Here is a 21,664-nt window from a genome sequence, read left to right as displayed (position 1 = left end):
GTCGAAGACAAGCGCGATAAGCTGATAGCAATTGCCTAAGTCCGATCGATGACTTTAAATCCATGACTTTGCTTGCATTTATTTTGGGGTTGACTGTCGGAATTGTTATTTGCTTTATCCGCCAGCGACAGCTTAATCGTCAGTTACAGCGAATGTTGAATACACTAGCAGATGGTGCGGCTGAAGTTGCTTCTTTGTCAACTCTCTCTCGTCTGCGTCGAGAAATCTCTCGCGCTTACCAGCACCGTCAAGAATTAGAAGCGCAAATACAGATTGACGAAAATCTCTTAGAAGTTTCTCCTGTCGGCTATTTGCAGGTGGATGAAGAGAATCACCTAATCAAGTGCAATCAACAAGCGCGACAGCTATTAAATGTCGATCGCTGGCAACCAGGACAGCAAGTGCGTTTACTATTAGAGTTAGTTCGTTCTTATGAATTAGATCGACTAATCGAGCAAACTCGCCAATCTCAGCAACCTCAAATGCAAGAATGGGTTTTCTATAGCACGAATCTACCTGATGAAGAAACCACAGAAGCTAAAAATAGTTATTGTACCTTGCAGAAATCCCTACCATTAAAAGCTTCTAGCTTACCTTTACCCCAAGGACAAGTAGGTGTTTTCCTGGAAAATCAACAATCGATAGTTCAACTCCAAGAAGCGCGCGATCGCGCTTTTTCCGATCTCACTCACGAATTGAGAACTCCTTTAACTTCTATTCGTCTGGTTGCAGAAGCTTTAGAAAATCGTCTCGAAGGAATCGAACAACGTTGGGTGATGCGAATGCAAGCAGAAGTTAATCGTTTAATCGATTTAATTCAAAATTGGTTAGATATTTCCCAATTAAGCGAAAATCCCGCTCAATATCTTAACTATCAATTAATTGACTTACGGGAACTAATTTTCTCGGTTTGGCAAACTTTAGAACCGATCGCTAAACAAAAACAATTAACTCTTGCTTATACTGGTAGCCAAACTATTCATCTCGAAGCAGATCGAACGCGCTTGACGCAAGTCTTTCTCAATCTTTTGGATAATGGGATCAAACATAGCCCCCCTCAAACTAAAATTCAGGTAGAAACCAAGCTCTTAGACACTCAACGGGTAGAAATTAATATCATTGATACAGGTAACGGTTTTCAGGAGTCGGATTTACCTTATGTTTTTGACCGACTTTACCGAGGAGACAAAAGCCGCAAGCGACCTTTACCTGAATCTGAATCGAAAAGGGGAAATTCCTGGCGTGGTGGTAGCGGTTTAGGACTATCAATTGCTCAACAGATAATTATCGCTCATGGGGGCTCGATCCAAGCCAAAAATCACCCGACAACTCAAGGTGCGTGGTTACAGATAGAACTACCCATAAGCCTGGAAGAGTGATTAAGCTAGTAATCAAAATAGAGCATATTTTTTTATTGAATGTAAACTTTTTTAACCTTGTTTACCCAAAAAAACAATCCTGAACTAACTCACTTTCGGCGATCGCTGATTCGTCTCGAACAAGATGTGCTGCGGATGGGCGCTTTGGTAGAAAAGTCTTTTCGACTCAGCCACCAAGCTTTGTTTGAACGTAACCTGGAAGTCGCTAAGGAAATTAATTTACTCGATGAGCAAATTGACCGTTACTATCACGAAATCGAACTTGATTGTGCTAGTCTGATGACTCGTCAAGGACCTGTAGCCCAAGATTTACGTTTGTTAAGTGCTTTTATGCAATTAGTGCGTGATTTGGAACGTATCGGCGATTATGCTGAAGATCTAGCTGAGTTTGCCATTAAATTATTTCCTTATCCACCTCATGAGTGTATGTCAGAAATTGAACAAATGTCTAATTATACTCAAGCAATGGTGGCTACCAGTTTGGTTGCTTTAGCCGATCTTGATGATAGCGCTGGACGTACAATTAAGGAACTTGATGATACAGTAGATAGCGCTTACGACCATCTCTATCATACTCTGGCGCGTTTGCGTAATGTTCCAGGTGTCGTTGAACCAATTATTCTGATGGCGCTAGTAATTCGTCATTTGGAAAGAATGGCTGACCATGCTACTAATATCGGTCAACGAGTATCTTATATTGTTACCGGACATCGAAATTAAAAAGCTTTCAAAATCGGTAATTTTTCTCTTGCTTAACCTGGAGATTACCTAATTTTCATTAATTCATAAAGTTAGTCAGATACGATAACCTATGTTATCCTATCGTTTGGCTATTGTTAAGTTTTTGGAGGTGTCTGTTAAAAATAACCAAAATGTTGTTGTCTTTTTTGTTGCCGAGACAAGAAAATTTATTACCTAAAAAAAGCTGCACCAAAGCAAAAATAACCGCTCCTAATTCTCAACAATAACGCGATAAATTGAAAATTCAATCGCTCGGATCTCAAAAGCGTTACTCAAAAAAAATTAGTGGAATATTTAAAACTCTAAAAATAAACTAAGTTTGATATGGCGATTAAACGTCGAAGTTTTCTTTTATTTTTCGGGGCTAGCGTTGGAACTGTTGCCCTCAATTCCCTTTCTTCTTGTCAAAAGAGAAACTCTTATTCTCCAGCTTTAGATGATAATACGATTAGCGCATCGGGATCGGAGCAAATAAATTTTGTTAATTTCGATCCGATTAAATATCCCGTACCATTAGAAGTAGAAAAATTAGCTAAAGCTAAACAAATTGAACTTTTGCAGCAGTATGAAGTCATAGATGATTTAGTTCTACCTCCAGGTTACGAATATCAGATTATCGCGGCTTGGGGCGAACCATTAGGAAATTCTCGCTTTGGCTATAATAACGATTATTTGTCTTTTGTAGAAACTGCTGAGAATGAAGGTTTTTTAACAGTAAATTTTGAATATATTAGCGGCAGCGTTTGGATGGAAACTTACCCGCAAGTAATCGGGAAGTCTCTTCCTTTTACAGAAGTTATCGCTGCGGCTGCGAAGCAAAAAGGAAACATAAATGCTTTTAGTTTGTCCGATAATGACCCTTTAAAAGCGCAGATTCAAGCAATAGCTAAAGAAAGTTTAACCGATCTAGGTCTGGGGATTATTTCCCTACGTCAAAATGCTGAAGGTAGCTGGGAAAGAACCAATTCCGATCGCGATCGCCGAATTACGGGAATCTCTGGCTTAGAAGATGACAATTACCTTAAATCCACTGGTCCTGCTGTAGCAGTGTTTACAAAACAGGATAAAATTGGCTATGACGATCGCTTGGGAGACAAGATTGTCGGTTCATTCCAGAATTGTTCCGGAGGAACGACACCTTGGGGAACCGTATTTAGTGCCGAAGAAAATTTTCAGGATCAAGTCCCAGAGGAAGTGATGGCAGATGGTTCAGCTTTTGACCCCAGTAGCAGACCGTTTAGCATTAACGATGACGGATTAAACGGAAGCGGAAATGTATTTGGGTTAGCAGGAAATAAATATGGTTGGATGGTAGAAGTCGATCCCGCCAATCCGAACGATTATGGGACAAAACATACTTGGTTAGGCAGATTTCGTCATGAAGCTGTAGGAATCAAAGCAGAAGTAGAGAAAAAATTAGCAATATATTCAGGATGCGATCGCCGAGGCGGTCATGTTTATAAGTTTGTCTCAGAAGAAACCATCGGCGACATTCAAGCCAAGTCAAATTCTCGCTTACTGGAAAAAGGAATGCTCTACGGTGCTAAATTTAATCCCGATGGTACGGGAAAATGGATACCTTTAACCATGACTACGCCAGTAAATCCCGTACTACCCTCGCAAACGATCGCCAAAGAAGGCAAAGGTTTAGTTACCTTACCCAATAGCGATCGCAATACCGGAGGAACTGTAGTCGTAACTAGCGACGAAGAAGCAATTTCCTTTGCCGAAAAATTTGCCACATTAGGCGATCTTTACCTGGGTAACGACCTCGAAAAACAAGGCGCAATCTTAATCGATGCCCACAACGCCGCTAACGCTGCTGGTGTCACTTGTACCGCCCGTCCCGAAGACACCGACATCGCCCCCGACGGTAGTTTATACATCGCCTTTACTTCCGGAACTCCTGGAAGCGACGGTAGCCCCGACAAAGAAATCTTTCAAGGTCCCAAAGGAGAAACACCTTGGGAATTTGGCTGGATTTTTCGCCTCGAAGAAGACAATAACGATCCCGCCGCGATGACTTTTCGTTGGTCATCCTTAGCAATGGGAGGCGAACCTGCGGCTGGGGGCGCAGGTTTTGCTAACCCCGACAACCTGGAAATTGACTCGAACGGTAATGTTTGGATGGTGACAGATATTTCTACCTCCAAACATAACCAAGCCGTTCCCACTCGTCTTAGCGAAGACGGAACAGCTTTGAATCAAAGTGACATTCAAGGCATTTTTGGTAATAACTCGATTTGGTTTATTCCCACCTCTGGTGACAATGCGGGTAATGCTTATCCCTTCGCGATCGGACCGATGGAATGCGAAACCACCGGACCATTTTTTACACGCGATGGCAAAACTCTCTTTCTCGCCGTCCAACATCCAGGAGAAAACAACGGAATGCGTCAAAACCAAGCCTCAGAAACCAGAAAATTCGCCCTGAAAACCACTGATGGCGACGAATTCATTCAAGAACGAATTATACCTCTTGGTTCCAACTGGCCTCGAAGAGGGGCAAACGATCCACCCCTTCCCGCAGTAGTTGCTATTCGGCGCGTTGATGGCAAAGCAATAACTGAAATAGCCTAAATTCAAAAATCTCACCGCCTAGAGTAAGGACGAGGACGGCATAGCGATCGCTGTAATCTAGATAACAAACGACCTGATTTTTAAGACCTTCCCTAGTGGGAAAGAAGAGTAAAAACTGAGGAGGATGATGAATTTAGCTTGACAATCGTGAGAAAAGCTCTAACTTCCAACCAACAAAGCTGAAAATTTATTTAGGAAATAACATTAACTAACACATAATTGATAACAAGTAGTCTTAGGACAGTTTTTTATTTGTCATCCTCGGCAGTAAAATCGGCAAAAACTCTCTCCTAAACTCATCTACCTGAAGGAACATAACCATCCCCCAACATCTAGATAAGAAATTTCAATAAACCTTGAGAACTGGGACAAAGAAATGATATCTTTTAGCAGGAATATAAACTGACAGTTTTTAGTAAAGTTAAACAAGTTTTCCCGTAAATAATTTTAGGTGTGAGGAAGAAAACAATGTCAAAACTAAGATGGCATTTACTAAAAGCGACTCCTGTAGTTCTAGGTGCTTCTTTGTTGTTTACTAGTAATACACTAGCAGCACAAAAAACTACCTCGTCAAACTTGAGTGAAGCCGCGATCGCAGCTAGTGAAGTCACAGAAACTAGCGATTTTGCTCTCACAGCAACCACCCAGCCAGAAAACGATCTAGTTGGTTTAGAAGCTAGCCCCAGCCTGAATTTAGAAACAATTTCCCTGGAAGCAAGCACAGTAGAAACAACCGAACTAGCTCAAGTAACTCCCGTACCAGGAACGGCAAATACTGAGAATAACCGCGAACTGCTTCAGCAAATCAATAACTACAGCAACGAAGGTGATGCTAGTTCCCTCGAACAAATTACCAACGTCAATCAGTTACGCGATGTTTCTCCTAGCGATTGGGCTTACGAAGCACTGCGGAACTTAGTTAACAACTACGGCTGTATCCAAGGTTATCCCGATGGAACCTATCGCGGTAATCGCGCCTTGACTCGCTACGAATTTGCCGCAGGTTTGAATGCTTGTTTAGAGGTATTGGCTGCCAGAATTCGCGAAAGTAATGGTGGAGTTGTAACTCCTCCTCCGATTGACGAAGAAGACTTGCTCGTACTGCGACGACTGATTCAAGAATTTGAAGCTGAATTAGCAACTCTAGGAACTAGAGTAGACGACCTCGAAGCCCGTGTAGCTTTCCTCGAAGATAATCAGTTTTCGACTACAACCAAGTTAAGTGGGGAAGTAATCATCAGCTTGGCAGGTGCTTTTGGCGAAGACAAAGCCTTTTTCGATCAAAATATTCCTGGACAAACAGATCCACCAGATGTTGATGACAACATTGTCTTGAACGATCGCGTTCGTCTGACTTTGGACAGTAGTTTCACCGGACGCGATCGCCTGCGCGTTCGTTTAGCCGCAGGGAACTTTACTAACTTCAGAGAGCCTACTGGTACAGAAATGGCTCGTTTGGGCTTTGAAGAAAGTAGTGGCAACGATGTTATAATCGACCGGGTATTTTACAGCACCCCGTTAAGCGACAACATCTCTTTCTTAATTGCTGCCGCAGGTGGTGATGGAAACGATGCTATTGAACCAATCAACCCCTACTTTGAAAGTAGCGGTTCTGGAGCGTTAAGTCGCTTTGGTCGCTTCAATCCCCTCGCCTATCGTATCGGTGGCGAGCAAGCCGCAATTTTAAACATTAAATTTAGCGACTCCCTAGGTCTTGACGTTGGTTATTTTACAGGTGATGGCGACAGCCCTGCGGAAAAAGACGGACTTTTCGATGGCGACTACACTGCTCTGGCACGTTTAACTTTGGGGTTGGGCGATACTTTTGACATCGGTTTGATCTACGGTCATTCTTTCTATCCGGGAGAAGATGTTAACCTCTCTGGTAGCACTGGTAGTCCACTCGCCAAAGATCCTTTTGACGGTGCTGCTACCTCAGCTAATCGCTATGGTGTGGAAGCTAACTTGCGCCTCGGTAGCCGTATTAGCCTTGGAGGTTGGGTAGGCTACATCGATGCTGAAGCTGAATCTGGACTTCGCGAAGGCGACGATGCCGAACTTTGGACTTGGGCAGTTAACTTAGCTTTCCCGGATCTGGGTCGCGAAGGTAACGTCTTGGGTGTTATTTTTGGTATGCCACCAAAAGCCACTGATGTAGATGGCGCTATTGACGATCCCGATACCTCGTACTTACTCGAAGCTCAGTATCGCTTTAAAGTCACTGACAATATTCTGGTGACGCCAGGTGCTTACGTGATCTTCAATCCCAATCACAACGACAATAATGACACTATTTACGTCGGAGTTGTCCGTACTACCTTTAAGTTCTAATTTAACGCTACATTGGATTTGATTAGCTTGGGTTTTAACCACTAAACCCAAGCTTTTTTCTCAAATAGTTCGGGTTGAAAAATGTTATCCTCAGCCAAAATTGAAGTAGCGAGATCCTTACCAAATGTCATCATTCGCTTAACGAAGGATGACGTAAAATAGCATTTCATCTCAGGGAATAAACGCTTCGCGGAGGATAACCTAAATCAGGATGACGTCAACCTAGATGACTTAAAATAATATTTAATTTCTGATAACAAGATTCTCTAGTAGCAAAGTTTTTTATTAACTTGAAATTTACTTATTTTTAACCTTTTCATAAACTTTAAGAAATAGCGTAGTAAGAGCTTACTATAAAAAAGCAAATTCTTGATAAAAAATCATTCTATAGTAACGAAGGTAAACTTTTGGTAAAAAATTAGAAATTCACTGTAAAATAACAGAGAATAATTTTTTGCTGACCAACAAGAGCGTACCGCAAGGTCGGCGCAGCCATCGCTGTTTTCCAGCTAACAAATTAAAGCTCAAACAGCAAGAATATTCTGTTAAATACCACTTTTGGTATGCTACAGACTCTTAGCTAGCTACGAAAATAAATATCGGGTATCTAGTAGCTAGTAATTTGCCAAACTTAAGCACAAAAGTAATTAATTTTGGCAAAAAAGATACCCCTATAACCTACTACTCGTCTGTACAAAAGCTAAATAGACATTGAAAGGATTAAAGATGTTTTCTGTAAAACGTTCCCAAAAACAACTCTTACTTGCGCCCTTGCTAGCGTTAACTCTCGGTATTGCTTCCTGTGGTGGTGAAACTGGAGAAGATACAGCAGCCACAGGTGGAGGAGAAGATACAGTAGTTAGTGAAGACGTTTCCCTAACTGGTGCTGGTGCTAGCTTTCCCGCCCCTCTTTATCAACGTTGGTTTTCTGAGTACAATCAACAACATCCCAACATTCAAGTTTCTTATCAGTCAGTTGGTAGCGGTGCTGGTGTCGAACAGTTTATCCAAGGAACCGTTGATTTCGGTGCTAGCGATGTAGCAATGTCGGACGAAGAAATCGCTCAAGTAGAAAGAGGTGTGCTGCTCCTGCCGATGACCGCAGGTAGTATTGTGATGGCGTACAACCTTGACGGTGTCGAACAACTGAATTTACCACGGGAAGTTTACGTTGATATTCTCCTCGGAAATATTACTAACTGGAACGATCCCGCAATCCAAGAAGCAAACCCCGATGCTGAGTTACCAGATCAAGCAATCACCGTTGTCTATCGTTCCGACGGTAGCGGTACTACAGGAGTATTCACCAAACACTTAAGTGATATTAGCCCAGAATGGGAAGAACAAGTTGGTTCTGGTAAAACTGTAGAGTGGCCCACGGGGATTGGTGCGAAAGGAAACGAAGGTGTTACCGCGCAAGTTCTGCAAACTGAAGGTGCAGTTGGTTATGTAGAGTACGGATATGCGAAACAGCAAGAAGAATTGAAAGTTGCTAAGCTGGAAAACGCTTCCGGTAATTTCATCGAACCTTCTCCGGAAACTGCGGCTAATACACTTTCGGCAGTAGAATTACCAGAAAACTTTCGTGCTTTTATTACCGATCCAGAGGGAGAGAACTCTTATCCCATCGTTACTTATACTTGGATTCTCGCTTATCAGAACTACGACGATCCGACAAAAGTACAAGCCCTCAAGGATGTTCTCGAATTTGGTTTAAACGAAGGGCAAACCTATGCTGAGGAGTTGGGATACGTTCCTCTCCCGGAAAATGTAGTACAGAAAGTTCAAGAAGCGATCGATCGAATTAACGCATCCTAAAAGACTGAGATCGCGATCGCTTAAATCAGATCTCCTCACCCCTTCTTCAGCAAGCCCCTCCCTCTCTTGGGTGGGGCTTGTTTGTTTGTGGTTATTTCCTGTGCCAAAAGTTATCAATTCTTAACATACCGGAGAGACAATTTAGCTAATTTTACGGTCATTTCCTTAATTAATCTTTAAGTAATTACCACAATTACGGAATAGGGACAAAAATTTGTGTATTGATTCGCTAATAATACCTTTTTTAATTTTTCTTACTTTTCAATCAAACTTACTATTGTAGTAAATACAGAGATAAAGACTTGGGATAGATACCTGCAAAAATACCACTTGCTTAAATGGAAGAATATACATAAGATTGACAAATTTAATCCCCTAGAGCGAAAAAATCACGGAAAATAAGGATATATGCTTGGAGCCTTAAAATGATCGACTACTTATATAATTCACCAGATAAAACAGAAATTAATCAAAAACCACTTCGCAGCTTAAATCGAGCCATTAAGCTATCTCAAGGCGAGTTTTCGCTAATTTTAGCAAAATGCGATCGCCATTCTCGTCGCGGACAAATAGTTAAACGATTGCAGCAAATGTCGGCTTTTCCGATCGAACAACTTACGCTGCATCCTTCAGTAAAAACTTTATTTACAACAATTCAAACTGCTTTAAAATCTCAGCAACCACCAGCATTGATGGTTTTTGGTTTAGAATCAGTAATTGCTATTGACGAGCTATTAATAGCAACAAATTTGATGCGAAATGAATTTAGTAAAGAGTTTTCTTTTCCTTTAATTTTGTGGGTTAATGATGAAATTTTGCAAAAAATGCGTCAATTGGCACCAGATTTTAGGAGCTGGGCTACTAGCCCAATTTGCTTTTTAGAGGAAAAAAAGTGCTTTCCAATTACTGCTTAATATTTTTTTGGGGTGCAGAGTAAACGCACCCCAAGTTTAATTAAACTGGTGCAGTTTGCCAAGGAAAATGTTTGTATTTAATGCGAAAACCAAACAAGATTAAAAGCATAATCGCAACCGTACCAAGACCGAGATAATCGGGCAACCAAAAGACAGCTTCAATGTAATTAATTTGACCTGGTTGCAGTTGCCAAACTAATTCATTTCCTTGTCGCGTTACTTCAGGGACAATACCGTTATTTGCGGTTGAAATTGTGCGTATTTTCCCCGAAGAACGGAGGCGAAAGTCAATTTCTACCAGTGTATCTGGACTAATAACAACGTTACCTTTTTCGGCAATAACGCCAAGGGCGCGTAAGTCAATAGTCAAGCGCAAATGGTTACGCTGAAAGAGAAGAAGATTATTAGAATTGGCTTGCATTACAGCATTAAGTTTAACTAAATCTAATGCTTTGGTGCGGGCAGAATTGTATTTTTGGTTATTTTCAGGGTTGAAGAAGTCGTTAAATTTAGTTTCTAGTTCTTCAACATTATTAAAAGGAATTGAAACCACAACTTCTTGTTGGGAAAGTTGCCTGGCTTTGCCGCCAAGTTGCTGCGCTCGTTGTTCTACACTATTTAACCATTGTTGTGAATCAGCGAGGCTGAAACTGGTGAGTTGTTCTCCTAGTTTAATTCGCTGGGTAATTGTCCCTTGATGGGAACCATTAAAGTTAACTCCTAAGTCATAGTTAACGCAACCTGTAAGCAAAGTTACTAAACACAAGACTAGGGGTAAGATAAACAAAAGAGGATTTTTTTTAGTCTGGGATTGCATTTTTACCTCGTTGAGCGAGAATTTTAGGTTAGATACTTTTGGAAGGGTTAGGGGGTGACGCTTCAGTGCGACTACAAACCACTAACTAAACCAGAATAAACCGCCGAGAGTAAGTAAAGCAGCTAATAAGGCAATCCAGATAAATTTATTATCTTTAGTGTTGACTTGAGATAAATCTAGAGTTTCTGACTGGGTTGGTTTTGAGGTAGACTTAAGCTTATTCACGCCACTACCGCGTTTTTGTTGGCGATCGCTTTCGGAGACGCTACCCAAATCGGGAATTTCCGTCATCCATTCTGGGGGTCTTTTTAGTTGAGGTGCTTTAATAATGTAGAGGAGATGTTTGGCTTGTTTGCGAATTTCTGCATGAGGATGGGTACAGAGTTTTTGCGCTAGCGCGATCGCGTCTGATTCTTTTCCCGCCGCTTGATAAGCTGTAATTAGCCACATTCGCGCTTCTCCCCCCAGCCGAGATTGAGGATTAATCAATTTATCTGCTACTTCTAAGTGTTGCACGCTTTGGCGGTAATTACCTCCCTCGAAAGCTATTTTTCCCGCCTGATACTCGCTTTGAAATTGTTCTTTCGTATCTGAAACCACTTTGCTGTTTTTTACGTCGTTTTAACTAGACTCTAAAATTTTAGCTTTCCTGGATTGATTATGTTTAAGATTATGCGATCGCTCCCTCAATTGCGTTTTGGCTTGGCTTCGGTTACTCTCGGAATTAGTTTACTTGGTTTGGCTGCCCCAGCTATAGAAGCCAGAGAAATTATTCTTCGTCGCGAGACTTATATTCGCCGTCCAGTACGGCAACCATCTACCAGTTATATTTATGGTAGCCCGATTCCAACTCCTGTACCAGTTAATCCTTTGACTGGTGTTCCCACTATTTTTGAACCGCGCTATCGAGGTGTGCTTCCCTCACAGAATATAAATAGAGGTAGAATTCGCAATTCTACTTTGGTTAATCCGACGGTGATTAATTCAGACATTTCGGATTCAGTTTTAGTTAATCCGGTAATTGTTAATCCTACTAATAATTATCGTCGCTATCCGACTCATCAGAGAAGAATTAATTATGGTTATCCTCGCGGCGTAAGAATTCAAGTCGGTTATTAGTAGTAATTAATTTTGCTTAAGCTACAGATGCTATGTAGAGAGGTTGCGTGTAATGTCTCTACATAGTTATGATTCTTTATGATATCTTAGTCAAGTTATGTGGTTACTAAATTACTCTAACAATGTCGTCCAATACTAATAATTTATCAGAGTTGCGGGAATCTTATCCAGAGAGTAAAAAGCTAGTTAGCGATCGCTCAACCTTAACCCAAATTGTACAACAACATCGCCAACTCGGACAGCAAATTGTCTTTACCAATGGCTGTTTTGATATTTTACACCCCGGTCATGTCATTTATCTGGCTCAAGCTAAAGGTTTGGGAGATATTTTAATTGTGGGAGTAAATTCTGATCCCAGCATCAAGCAGTTGAAAGGATTTCAACGTCCTATAAATAGTTTATGCGATCGCCTGCAAGTTCTCGCTGCTTTAGCCAGTGTAGATTATGTGGTTCCCTTTGAGGAATCTACACCGAGTGAATTGCTCAAAATTGTTTGTCCTGATATCTATGTTAAAGGCGGCGACTACACGCGAGAAACCTTACCCGAAACGCCTGTAGTAGAAGAATTAGGCGGTATCATTAAAATTTTACCTTTTGTTGGCTCTAATTCTACTACGAAAATTATTGAAAAAATTCGTAATTTAGAATCGTCTAGTTAAACTGTAACCAACTCTTGATTGATAATTTCGGTAGCCATTCTTGGCGCAATTTAAAGATTGCTTCTTCTTTTAACTTGGCTTCCACTTCAATCCAAGGTACATCTCGATAGCTACTGGGCATATTAGTAATTAGATCGCTATGGCGCGGATCTCCAAAGGATTCTTTACCATTAGAAATATGTACTAATTGATGTTCGCGATTCGTCCAAGTTGTTTGGGCTGCGGCTAACATTTCCCCGACACTTTCATGTTCATAACTGTCTAATTTTTGGTTAATTACATGATGGTGGGCATCAAATACCATCGGTATTCCTGCTTGCCGACAAACTGCTAAAATATCCTCAGAACTGTAAGCATATTCGTCATTTTCTAACGTTAATCGTAAGCGAATAGGATCGGGTAAAGAACGAATAGTTTCGATTAATTTCTCCGCGCGATCGCTTTTACCACCGTGAATATTTAGTAACGCCCAAGGACTTCTCGGCTGTCCCAATAAATCCATAATTCGAGCGTGCATAGTCAGAATTTTAATACTATTTTCGATTACTTGCTGGCGGTCTGAACTTAAGACTACAAATTGATCTGGATGTAATACTAAACGCAGATTATTTTCTGTAGCGCGAGATCCTGTTACTTGCAATTTATCTGCAAATTGATTCAACACTTCTGCACCTATTTCTGTATCTGCGAAGGGAAATAATCCCGAAGTCATGCGATATAAATTAATCGAATTAGCCAGACAAAAATCGATCGCTAGATTCAATCTTTCTAAATTTTCTCTATACAGCCCCAGCAAACGTTCTGCTTGTTCTTTTGGGGTCATTTGTAGCAGTCGCTTGCGGGTAATTGTTCGATAACGGACTTGTTTGGAAGCTGTGATACAGACTAATCCGAGATGGGGTTGTGATTGGAATTTTTTTTGCTGATTGTTATTGCTCATGGTTGTATGATATCGTTTTTCAGCAGCAAGTTCATCAGCAAAAAGTTGAAGATTTTTTCTGTTAAAGGCGCATTCGGCAAAGCTGTTCTCGTTTCGAGTAGACGCAAAGGAGTGTTTAGCATAAAAGCTAAATGAGGACAAGATGAAGAAGTAAGTAATTATTGTCCGTATTCCACACGGGCTTTTTCTACTATTTCTACTGTTACTACGTCTAGGTTGGCTGCGCGAGCAATTTGTTCGATACGTTGACGGGCTTGGGAACGCACGAAAAATGGTATGCTTTTGAGTTTTGCTTTGGCTTCTGGTGTCCAGCGTAGGTTTTCGTTTAAGTAGTCTCGCATAGTTATATCAAAGTTTTGTACTTTGGCGATCGCTTTTATCTCATCTTACTGCGGAGTTGCTTATTTGTTAATTCTAGTCAAAGAATATTTACTTTTTCTTAATCGTCACCAAATCAAATCTAGATTAAGCACAAATCCAGGTAAAACTTCTTCTCCAGAGATGCTACTCGGATTGGTTAATATTTCTTTTTCTTTTCCCTGACGATAAATTTCAATTTGTCTATTTTGTCGATTAATTAGCCACCCTAAGCGAGTACCATTATCTAGATATTCTTGCATTTTTTCTTGTAAGCTTATCAAGCTGTCATTGGGAGAACGTAATTCGATAACAAAATCGGGAGATAAAGGTAAGAATTTTTCTTGTTCTTCAGCAGTTAAACTGTTCCATTTAGTAAGAGGTATCCAAGCTGCATCAGGAGAACGATTTGCACCATTGGGAAGTGTAAAACCACCGGAAGAGTCAAAAACAATCCCCAGTTGGTTTTGACGATTCCAGAGTCCTAATTCCAGGAGAATATTGGAGTTTTTTCTGCTAGTATTTCCTCCAGTCGGGGGCATAATAATTAGTTCTCCCTTGGCGCTGCGTTCTAATTTGAAATAGCGGTTTGCTTGGCAGATTTGATAAAATTGTTCGTCAGTAAGTTGAACATTTTCCGGGATAGTTAAAGCAATATTATTCATAGGAAAACAGAGCGATTTTATTTAAAATTTAGCTAAAATTTGTTTATTGAAGAATTCTACGCAAATAGTTACGATTTTCGATTGCTTGTTGCAAATTTGGCTCTAGTTCTACTGCTTTTTCGTAGGAATTAAGGGCTTCTTCGTAGCGCTTTAATTCTTCTAAAACGTAGCCGCGATTATGCCATGCTTCTGCGTAGTTTGGCTCGATCTCAATGGCTCGATTGTAAGATTCTAAAGCGTCTTCGTAGCGTTCTAATCTTCTTTGGGCGACGCCTCGATTAACATAAGCTTGGGCGTTATTTGCTTGGTAACGAATGGCTCGATTGGCGGCAACAATTGCTTGATTATATTGTCTGGTGGCGTTAAAGGTAAAGGCTTGGCTTGTCCAAGCTTGGGCGTTTTCTGGGTTAATTTCTAAAGCTTCATTACAAGCTTCTAAGGCTTGACTAAATCGAGTTAATGTGTTATGAGAATAGCATTTTCCTGCCCAAGCTTCGGCGTAATTAGGATTAATTTCGATCGCGCGATCGTAAGCGGCGATCGCGTCTCGATGACGATCGCCTTTGCGGTAACTCTCCCCTTGTTGATAAAATTCGGTAGCGCGATCGCTTTCCGATCTGGGGCTAGAATCGTTTTCTGGTACTGGTATGGGGTTAGAATCGTTTTCTGGTACTGGTATGGGGTTAGAATCGTTTTCTGGTACTGGTATGGGGTTAGAATCGTTTTCTGGTACTGGTGTCGGGTTAGAATCGTTTTCTGGTACTGGGAAAGGAATTGAAGGAGAAGTTGTCGGTTGGGGAATCTCGCTGACTTCGGGACGAGAAAATAACTGAGAAATAGTGTAGCCTGCGCCAGCTATAAAAAGAATAAGTAAGATTGGCGTTAATTTTAGCTGATTTCGCGGCTTTGAGCGAGATTGGGTTTGATTAGGAGTTGGTAGTGGAACTGTAGGCGCAGTAGATCTGGCTCCCGTGGTAGAATTTGGTACTAGTGGCGCAGTAGTATTAGGGAAATGCTGCAAATCGGCAAGTACCTCAGCCGCCGTTTGGTAACGATAAGAGAAATGCGATCGCACCATTCTCGTTAAAATTGCCGCTAAATTATCGCTAACTTGGACATGATTGCGCCAAACTACATCACCTGTTTGCGGATTTTCTGGTAAACTTTTCGGATGTACTTGAGTTAATCCTTGAATGGCTACCATTCCCAAAGCATAAAGATCGCTATTAAACCTAGGTTTTCCGCCTTGTTGTTCGTTAGGCATATAGCCAGAAGTACCAATTGCAATTGTAAAATTAGTTTGTCCTTGTTGGTTAACTGCTAAAGTAGTAATTTCCTTAACTGCGCCAAAATCAATTAAAAATAATTTGCCATCAGCCGCCTGTCTAATAATATTTTCCGGCTTAATATCGCGGTGAATAACATTTTCTTGATGGATAAAATCAAGGATAGGTAAAGTATGGGTTAAAAACGCGATCGCGCGCCCTTCATCCCAACGTTTTCCCGAAGCAAATTCCTTACCTAAATCTTCTCCTTCGAGAAATTCTTGCACTAAATAAAACTCTTGGTTTTCCTGAAAATGCGCTAGTAATTGAGGAATTTGAGGATGTTTACCTAATTTAGCTAAAACAATTGCTTCGGTATTAAATAAACGTTTCGCGACTTTTAACAACGCCGGATCGCTTGATTGTGGTTGCAGTCGTTTGACAACACAGCGAGGGTTTCCTGGAAAGTCGCGATCTTCAGCCAGATAAGTTTCACCAAAACCACCACTTCCTAGTTGTTTAATTATTGCATAGCGTCCTCGCAGTGTTGTTTTGAGCATAAAATTAATTATTTTAAATTAGACATTTTAATCCTAACAAATAGGCTGATTTCCTGGCTTGACAGCGTGAATATCTTCACTCCCAGAATGAGGCCAACCCCGCCAATGAAAAGCTTCTTCTGGTTTGCCCCAACCCAGTTGTAAAAGTATTTCGAGAAAATCGGATTTTTCCCATTTCATTAATGTCGCCCATTCGGTACGTTGGACAATTCCGGCGATTTCACTTGCGTCAATTTTCTGATAGTTTTTACCATGATTTATACTTAAATATAAATCCATATCAGCAGTAACTTCTTGCCAAAAATTGACAAGATCATTCCGAGCAGCTTTAATGATTTCCAAATCGCTAGGAAGCGCCATTAATTGATAGTCTACTTGGGGATAACGCAAAGTGTTGCCTTTGAGAGTTATCTGATGCCAAACAATTCCTGAGACTTGGTTTTCTAGTTGATATTGATGAATTACTGCCTTAAAACCTTGATAAGCGCTGTATTTTTGGATACCATCTGTGTTGAAAAAACTTTCAATCAGGGGAAAGCCATCATCAACAATAGCAGAGAGATCGAGGCGCTTTCCTTTCAGACAAGCTTGGCGTTCTGCTGCTAAGATTTGGATTAATTCTTGGGTAGTATAGACCTTCGTCATAGTAACTGCGGTCTGGACTTTTTTCTACCTTTAAGGATAGACTGTCTTGCCGCTACTTGGATCGAAGACGAATAGCTTGTCAAGATCGAGTTGAATAGCTACATGAGAACCTGGGCTTTCCTGCCATGATGCAGGAGCAATAAAATTAACTCTTACCTCAGAATTAGGCAATTTGCCTCTAACTAAGGTTTCGCGCCCTAGCGGCTCGACAAGTTCTACCTCTATTGACAGTTTACCTAGATTTTCTCCTGATTCGGAGGATCTCGCCCAAATATTTTCCGGACGAATACCCAAGTTAAAGCCTTCTCCTGCACTAGGTTGTATTTTTTTATACATCTGCTCCGGAATAGGGAGGATATTGTCTTTTACCATAAATTTGTCATTTATGCAAGATACAGGCAAAATATTCATGGGCGGACTACCTAAAAACGTAGCCACCATCAAGTTTGCGGGATAAGCATAAACATCTTGAGGACGACCAACTTGTTGAATGCGACCGCGTTCGAGAACGACTAAGCGATCGCCAAGGGTCATAGCTTCCACTTGATCGTGAGTAACGTAGATAGTAGTAATACCGACCTGAGCGTGTAATCTTTTTAACTCTGCCCGCGTATCATCACGGAGTTGCGCGTCCAGATTAGAAAGAGGTTCGTCGAGTAAAAACACCTTCGGTTGTCGCGCGATCGCCCTACCTAATGCTACCCGTTGTTGTTGTCCCCCAGAAAGTTGTTTTGGTTTACGATTGAGGAGATGGGCAATATCCAGCGATCGCGCGACAATTTCGATACGTTGAGCGATCGTCTCTTTATCTATCTTCCGCATTTGCAAGCCAAAAGCCAAATTTTCAGCCACTGTCATGTGCGGATACAAAGCATAATTTTGAAACACCATCGCCACATCGCGCTGTCTAGCCGGAATTTCGTTAACCAAAATATCGTCAAGATAAATCTTACCCGAACTCACCGACTCCAAACCAGCGATCGTCCGCATAATCGTTGACTTCCCGCAACCCGACGGACCGACTAACACCCAAAACTCGCCATCAGGGACTTCAAAAGTAATATCTTCAATCGCGGTAACATTTTCAAACCTGCGCGTAACTGCTTCCAAACGAACCTTAGCCATAAGTAATTTTTGCCGCAAAACTCGGTAAGATAAGGACATTCTCTAGCGCTCGATTTTAATCACACTCGAGCAGAAAAGCTTCTATGATGTCAGCATTGCTTACAATCCTACAGTGGCTTTTCTGGATTATCCTTGGACTAGCCATAATTATCTTAATCAGTCTGTATATTCGCGGCGCTTTTCGTCAGCCCGTCAAGTACGAAGTTCAAAATGCACCCTCACCGCGAGACAGACGCTTTCCCATTGCTTTAGCTAGCATCACTAACTCATTATCTAGTTCCGGCTTTGCAACCGATTTTTGGCACGAACCAGATAGAATACAGCAAGCGAGATTAGACGCAATCTCTAGCGCCGAAAAGACAATCCACTTTGAAACATTTTTCATGACTCCAGGTAAACGCGCTAACGACTTTGCTGCCGCGATCGCCGAACGCGCTGCTGCTGGAGTTAAAGTTAAATTAGTGGTAGACAGCTATGGGACAAAAAAATTACCAAAACGTTACTGGAAACGTTTAGAAGCTGCGGGCGTACAAGTTTGCTTTTTTAATAAGTTTAACTGGCGAGCACCTGCAAATTACGCCGGACGTACTCACCGGAAATTATTAATTATTGATAGTAAATTTGTCTTAATTGGTGGTGCAGGAATTTCTGACTTCTGGGATGGCGTAGATAAGTTTGGCGACACTGCACCCTGGCTAGATGTGGAAATGCGTTTAGAAGGCGAAATTGTCGGCGTTTTAGAAGGCATTTTTATGCAGCATTGGACTTATAGTGGTGGAGTCGCTAATTTAGGTAAAGAGGTGATTAAAGATTATCCCGCCGATAATCCTTTAATTCTAGTTACACCCGGAACAAACCCCACTTATCGCGCTTCGCCAATTAAAGCTTTAATTCAAAATAGTATCATTTGTGCCAGAAGCCGAGTTTGGCTAGCTAGTCCTTACTTTTTACCAGACAAAAATACCCGCAAGCTTTTAATTAGTGCGAAAAAATTAGGAGCAGATGTCAGGATCTTAACAACTAGCGATCGCTGTGACAAAAAATTTGTTTATTATGCTTCTTACGAAGAATACGGCGATTTACTGAAGGGTGGAGTCGAAATTTATGAATATCAACCAAGCATGATTCATGCGAAAATGTTATTAATTGATGACCAATGGGTAAGGACAGGTAGCGCTAATTGCGATCCACGTAGCTTTTTCCACAATGACGAACTCGATATTTCTACCGCCGAACCAAAATTATTGCATAATATCGAGCAAGTTTTTGCCGAAGCTTTTAGCAAAAGTAAGCAGGTTAGCTTGTCAGAATGGCGCAACCGTTCTTTTTGGAAACACCGGATAATCGGACGTTTGGTAAGTTTCTTCCAATGGCAACTTTAATTGATACGAGATTAGCGATCGTTAACCTAATTTTAACTGCAAATCTCCTACTGCTACAAATACTATACCCACAGAGAGATTACAAATACTCTCTGGTTGCAGAACAATAATGTCTATTGGTTAAATAGTAAGCCCTGAAGCGTTTTACTATCTGCAATTTAACTGAATCTAAGTTGAATAGATTCTGTTGGCTAAGTGACAATAGCTCAAAATTACTGATGTTTAATTTTCGCAGTTATTCTCTCTAGCAGAATTTAGAACAACTAGAAATCATCCCGATTGGTGCTAAAACGCTTTGAGATTTACTATTTTAACCATTTCTCAACTGAAACTTCCATGAGGATAAAAAAGAAATATGGTTAAATTTTCATCGAGATTTTTAGGGTTGTTTGCTTCACTACTATTGCTACTTTTTGTCGGTGCTTGTGGTGGTGGTGCAGAAGAGGAAATTACTCCTGAAGGGGAAGGTATCGAACAAGAAGAAGGTTTAGGTGGTGAAGGTGAAGAATTAGAGGAAGAGGAAGGTTTGCAAGAAGAATAAAAATCCTCAGAAAATGTTGGTGTAGAGGCGTTGTTGGCAATGTCTCTACCAGCTAATTTTTATTAAATAAACATAATTTGAAAAAACAAGATAGTTGACAAAAAAAGTTAGCCCTTGCGGACTAAACTATAATAAAAATTGATAAATAGGTTAGGAAGTTTTTGTTTTGTAGATAGGAATTAATGAGTTTGTGCCAAAGAGCGAGTTTGCTTCTAGTTTTATTTACTTGAAAAAGACTAAGCTGTCACGTATTTAAATTAGCTATGAGTAGCGCTCGAGGCTTATTTTGAGCCTAAAGCAGTCGCATGAACGATCGTTTTTTTGACTAACAATAAGTTTTAAATAACGAACAGCTTACCAAATCTTACAGGAGAAAACGTCTTTCCCAAGTATAATTTTGTCGTGTTTGTTGATTTTTGTCAGTAAGTTTTTTTTGCACCTCCTTCATCGAAATTTGTGTTTCTAATTCAGTTAAACTTGGCTCAGAATTAGTCGGAAAAGATTTATCAACTGGGACAGAAGAAGAACTTTCCCGATCGAAAAATTTTAGATAAAGTAACAACATAATTTTAGTAAGCAGATTGCACAAAAAACAAAAATTAAGATTTCAAACAACTTTTCAGAGCGAATTTTGCTGGCAAACTTGTACCTCCTGAACGTAAAAAATCCTCTTATAAACAGGAGCAAAACCCACAGATTCGTAAAGACGGAGCGCACCAGAAGGATTTTCTGTATCCACAACTAAAAGCGCTGTATCCATACCAGCAGCTTGCAAACTTCGCATCCCAGTTAATAACATTGCTGTCGCTAAACCTTGCTTGCGAAAACCGCGAATTGTCCCCAAACATTGAATCCAACCTTCACGACAATTTTTGCGTTGATTTTCTGCGGAATTAATGGAACAATAGGAAAAAGCAACAAAAGTACCATCTGGTGAAATTGCTACAAAATCAAGATCGTTACGATAATCAGGATCGCTAATTTCGTATTCAAACTCCTCGATAGTAAGCGGTTGGTAATTCCAATGATCGATAAAAGAATTATTGAACATTTCTATCCAAGCAACCATCTCCTGGTGATGGTTAGGATGACGTACAATGTAACCAGAGGGAAACTGAGGTTCTGGGATTGGTTCGAGTAGCGATCGCTGCATCCGATAGAAATAACGTTCCACCTGAAAACCACAACTATCTAGAAAACTAACGCGGCTCTTATCTTTCGCACGCGCGCTAGTACGCAACTTTACAGATAGTTTATCCTTACTTGCCACCTCACGCGATCGCCTTTGCGCCCAAGCAACAATTTCTTTTTCCAAATTGCAATTCCGCGCTGTGGGATGGATTGAAAACCCCAAAGTACTCTCTAGAAATTCCGCAGTTTTTTTCAACCAAACATCAGCAAAAGCAACTAACTTACCATCGCTATCTTCCCAAAGACAAACATCGCGAGACAAATCCAAAATTGGATTTTGCAACATTCGCCTTAACTCAGAAATAGATGTACCTTCATCAAGACAATCGACAGCCTCACAATCATTAATTAACTCGACTATCTTTGCTAAATCAGATTCATCCTGATAAAAGCGTTTTGTTATAGTTAGCATAAAAAGTACCAAAGAAATATCCTTTCTTAGAATATAATTTGCCAGAAAGTATCGCTTCCTACAAAAGTTTCATCCCATCGGGGGATAAACTGAAATAAGCCGCGTATTGCTAGCAAAAAAAGGGTCGCGTAGGAATCGAACCTACCTAAAATCGGTTAAAAGCCGATTGCATCAACCACTCTGCCAGCGACCCAAACTTCAAGTAACATTAATAGATAACTGC

At 40.7% G+C, this 21,664-nt stretch carries 21 protein-coding genes and 1 tRNA gene; 10 read left to right on the top strand and 12 right to left on the bottom strand.

Annotation, left to right across the window (positions count from 1 at the left end):
* Positions 1-62 precede the first annotated feature (62 nt).
* The 6 genes from G3T18_RS20960 to G3T18_RS20935 all read left to right on the top strand — a co-directional run bounded on the left by G3T18_RS20960 (position 63) and on the right by G3T18_RS20935 (position 9,763).
* Positions 63-1,379 carry a sensor histidine kinase gene (locus G3T18_RS20960; protein ID WP_224412540.1) on the top strand — a complete coding sequence of 439 codons (1,317 nt, stop codon included), beginning with the start codon at positions 63-65 and terminating at the stop codon, positions 1,377-1,379.
* 57 nt (positions 1,380-1,436) lie between these two features.
* Positions 1,437-2,099: a phosphate signaling complex protein PhoU gene (gene phoU, locus G3T18_RS20955; protein ID WP_224412539.1), complete on the top strand. Its 663-nt coding sequence runs from the start codon at positions 1,437-1,439 to the stop codon at positions 2,097-2,099.
* A 345-nt stretch (positions 2,100-2,444) separates the two neighbouring features.
* The gene (locus tag G3T18_RS20950; protein ID WP_224412538.1) at positions 2,445-4,700 is read left to right on the top strand and encodes a PhoX family protein; all 2,256 of its coding nucleotides are present in this window, start codon (positions 2,445-2,447) and stop codon (positions 4,698-4,700) included.
* A gap of 468 nt (positions 4,701-5,168) precedes the next feature.
* Positions 5,169-7,031: an iron uptake porin gene (locus G3T18_RS20945; protein ID WP_224412537.1), complete on the top strand. Its 1,863-nt coding sequence runs from the start codon at positions 5,169-5,171 to the stop codon at positions 7,029-7,031.
* Between the two features lie 726 nt (positions 7,032-7,757).
* Positions 7,758-8,849 (top strand): phosphate ABC transporter substrate-binding protein PstS, encoded by a 1,092-nt coding sequence (gene pstS / locus G3T18_RS20940; RefSeq protein ID WP_224412536.1) that lies wholly within the window; start codon positions 7,758-7,760, stop codon positions 8,847-8,849.
* A gap of 425 nt (positions 8,850-9,274) precedes the next feature.
* Positions 9,275-9,763 carry a hypothetical protein gene (locus tag G3T18_RS20935; protein ID WP_224412535.1) on the top strand — a complete coding sequence of 163 codons (489 nt, stop codon included), beginning with the start codon at positions 9,275-9,277 and terminating at the stop codon, positions 9,761-9,763.
* Positions 9,764-9,803: 40 nt separating this feature from the next.
* Here G3T18_RS20935 and G3T18_RS20930 read toward each other — a convergent pair whose 3' ends face one another.
* Both G3T18_RS20930 and G3T18_RS20925 read right to left on the bottom strand, forming a co-directional pair.
* Positions 9,804-10,580 carry a DUF3153 domain-containing protein gene (locus G3T18_RS20930; RefSeq protein WP_224412534.1) on the bottom strand — a complete coding sequence of 259 codons (777 nt, stop codon included), beginning with the start codon at positions 10,578-10,580 and terminating at the stop codon, positions 9,804-9,806.
* Between the two features lie 81 nt (positions 10,581-10,661).
* Entirely contained in the window at positions 10,662-11,180 is a 519-nt protein-coding gene (locus tag G3T18_RS20925; protein WP_224412533.1) for an outer membrane protein assembly factor BamD, read from the bottom strand.
* Between the two features lie 60 nt (positions 11,181-11,240).
* Between G3T18_RS20925 and G3T18_RS20920 the strand changes: the two genes are divergently transcribed.
* Together G3T18_RS20920 and rfaE2 are read left to right on the top strand one after the other, a co-directional pair.
* Positions 11,241-11,699, top strand: coding sequence for a hypothetical protein (locus G3T18_RS20920; protein ID WP_224412532.1), 459 nt, complete (start codon positions 11,241-11,243; stop codon positions 11,697-11,699).
* A gap of 122 nt (positions 11,700-11,821) precedes the next feature.
* Positions 11,822-12,358, top strand: coding sequence for a D-glycero-beta-D-manno-heptose 1-phosphate adenylyltransferase (rfaE2, locus tag G3T18_RS20915; RefSeq protein ID WP_224412531.1), 537 nt, complete (start codon positions 11,822-11,824; stop codon positions 12,356-12,358).
* On the opposite strand, the gene uvsE is transcribed toward rfaE2, so the two are convergent.
* The 7 genes from uvsE to G3T18_RS20885 all read right to left on the bottom strand — a co-directional run bounded on the left by uvsE (position 12,351) and on the right by G3T18_RS20885 (position 17,915).
* Positions 12,351-13,298, bottom strand: a complete 948-nt coding sequence (gene uvsE / locus G3T18_RS20910; protein WP_224412530.1) for a UV DNA damage repair endonuclease UvsE — start codon at positions 13,296-13,298, stop codon at positions 12,351-12,353. The genes rfaE2 and uvsE overlap by 8 nt on opposite strands.
* Positions 13,295-13,420 carry a hypothetical protein gene (locus G3T18_RS25630; RefSeq protein WP_263480518.1) on the bottom strand — a complete coding sequence of 42 codons (126 nt, stop codon included), beginning with the start codon at positions 13,418-13,420 and terminating at the stop codon, positions 13,295-13,297. Before G3T18_RS25630 ends, uvsE begins: the two co-directional genes overlap by 4 nt.
* A 36-nt stretch (positions 13,421-13,456) precedes the next feature.
* Positions 13,457-13,639 (bottom strand): PCP reductase family protein, encoded by a 183-nt coding sequence (locus tag G3T18_RS20905; RefSeq protein ID WP_224412529.1) that lies wholly within the window; start codon positions 13,637-13,639, stop codon positions 13,457-13,459.
* A 105-nt stretch (positions 13,640-13,744) separates the two neighbouring features.
* Positions 13,745-14,320, bottom strand: a complete 576-nt coding sequence (locus G3T18_RS20900) for a Uma2 family endonuclease (protein ID WP_224412528.1) — start codon at positions 14,318-14,320, stop codon at positions 13,745-13,747.
* Positions 14,321-14,363: 43 nt separating this feature from the next.
* Complete coding sequence (locus G3T18_RS20895) at positions 14,364-16,145, bottom strand: protein kinase domain-containing protein (protein ID WP_224412527.1); 1,782 nt, start codon at positions 16,143-16,145, stop codon at positions 14,364-14,366.
* A gap of 33 nt (positions 16,146-16,178) precedes the next feature.
* The gene (locus tag G3T18_RS20890) at positions 16,179-16,790 is read right to left on the bottom strand and encodes a hypothetical protein (RefSeq protein ID WP_224412526.1); all 612 of its coding nucleotides are present in this window, start codon (positions 16,788-16,790) and stop codon (positions 16,179-16,181) included.
* Between the two features lie 30 nt (positions 16,791-16,820).
* Positions 16,821-17,915, bottom strand: coding sequence for an ABC transporter ATP-binding protein (locus G3T18_RS20885; protein ID WP_224412541.1), 1,095 nt, complete (start codon positions 17,913-17,915; stop codon positions 16,821-16,823).
* Positions 17,916-17,998: 83 nt separating this feature from the next.
* Here G3T18_RS20885 and G3T18_RS20880 point away from each other — a divergent pair, with 83 nt between their 5' ends.
* Entirely contained in the window at positions 17,999-19,297 is a 1,299-nt protein-coding gene (locus tag G3T18_RS20880; RefSeq protein ID WP_224412525.1) for a phospholipase D-like domain-containing protein, read from the top strand.
* A gap of 355 nt (positions 19,298-19,652) precedes the next feature.
* Positions 19,653-19,838 carry a hypothetical protein gene (locus G3T18_RS20875; protein WP_224412524.1) on the top strand — a complete coding sequence of 62 codons (186 nt, stop codon included), beginning with the start codon at positions 19,653-19,655 and terminating at the stop codon, positions 19,836-19,838.
* A 364-nt stretch (positions 19,839-20,202) separates the two neighbouring features.
* Here G3T18_RS20875 and G3T18_RS20870 read toward each other — a convergent pair whose 3' ends face one another.
* The 3 genes from G3T18_RS20870 to G3T18_RS20860 all read right to left on the bottom strand — a co-directional run bounded on the left by G3T18_RS20870 (position 20,203) and on the right by G3T18_RS20860 (position 21,634).
* Entirely contained in the window at positions 20,203-20,403 is a 201-nt protein-coding gene (locus G3T18_RS20870) for a hypothetical protein (protein ID WP_224412523.1), read from the bottom strand.
* A 54-nt stretch (positions 20,404-20,457) separates the two neighbouring features.
* Entirely contained in the window at positions 20,458-21,441 is a 984-nt protein-coding gene (locus tag G3T18_RS20865) for a GNAT family N-acetyltransferase (RefSeq protein WP_224412522.1), read from the bottom strand.
* 120 nt (positions 21,442-21,561) lie between these two features.
* A tRNA-Lys gene (locus G3T18_RS20860) sits at positions 21,562-21,634 on the bottom strand.
* Positions 21,635-21,664 lie beyond the last annotated feature (30 nt).

This window comes from Oscillatoria salina IIICB1 (assembly GCF_020144665.1).
Classification (GTDB): Bacteria; Cyanobacteriota; Cyanobacteriia; order Cyanobacteriales; family SIO1D9; genus IIICB1.
This window is presented reverse-complemented; position numbering and strand designations above follow the sequence as displayed.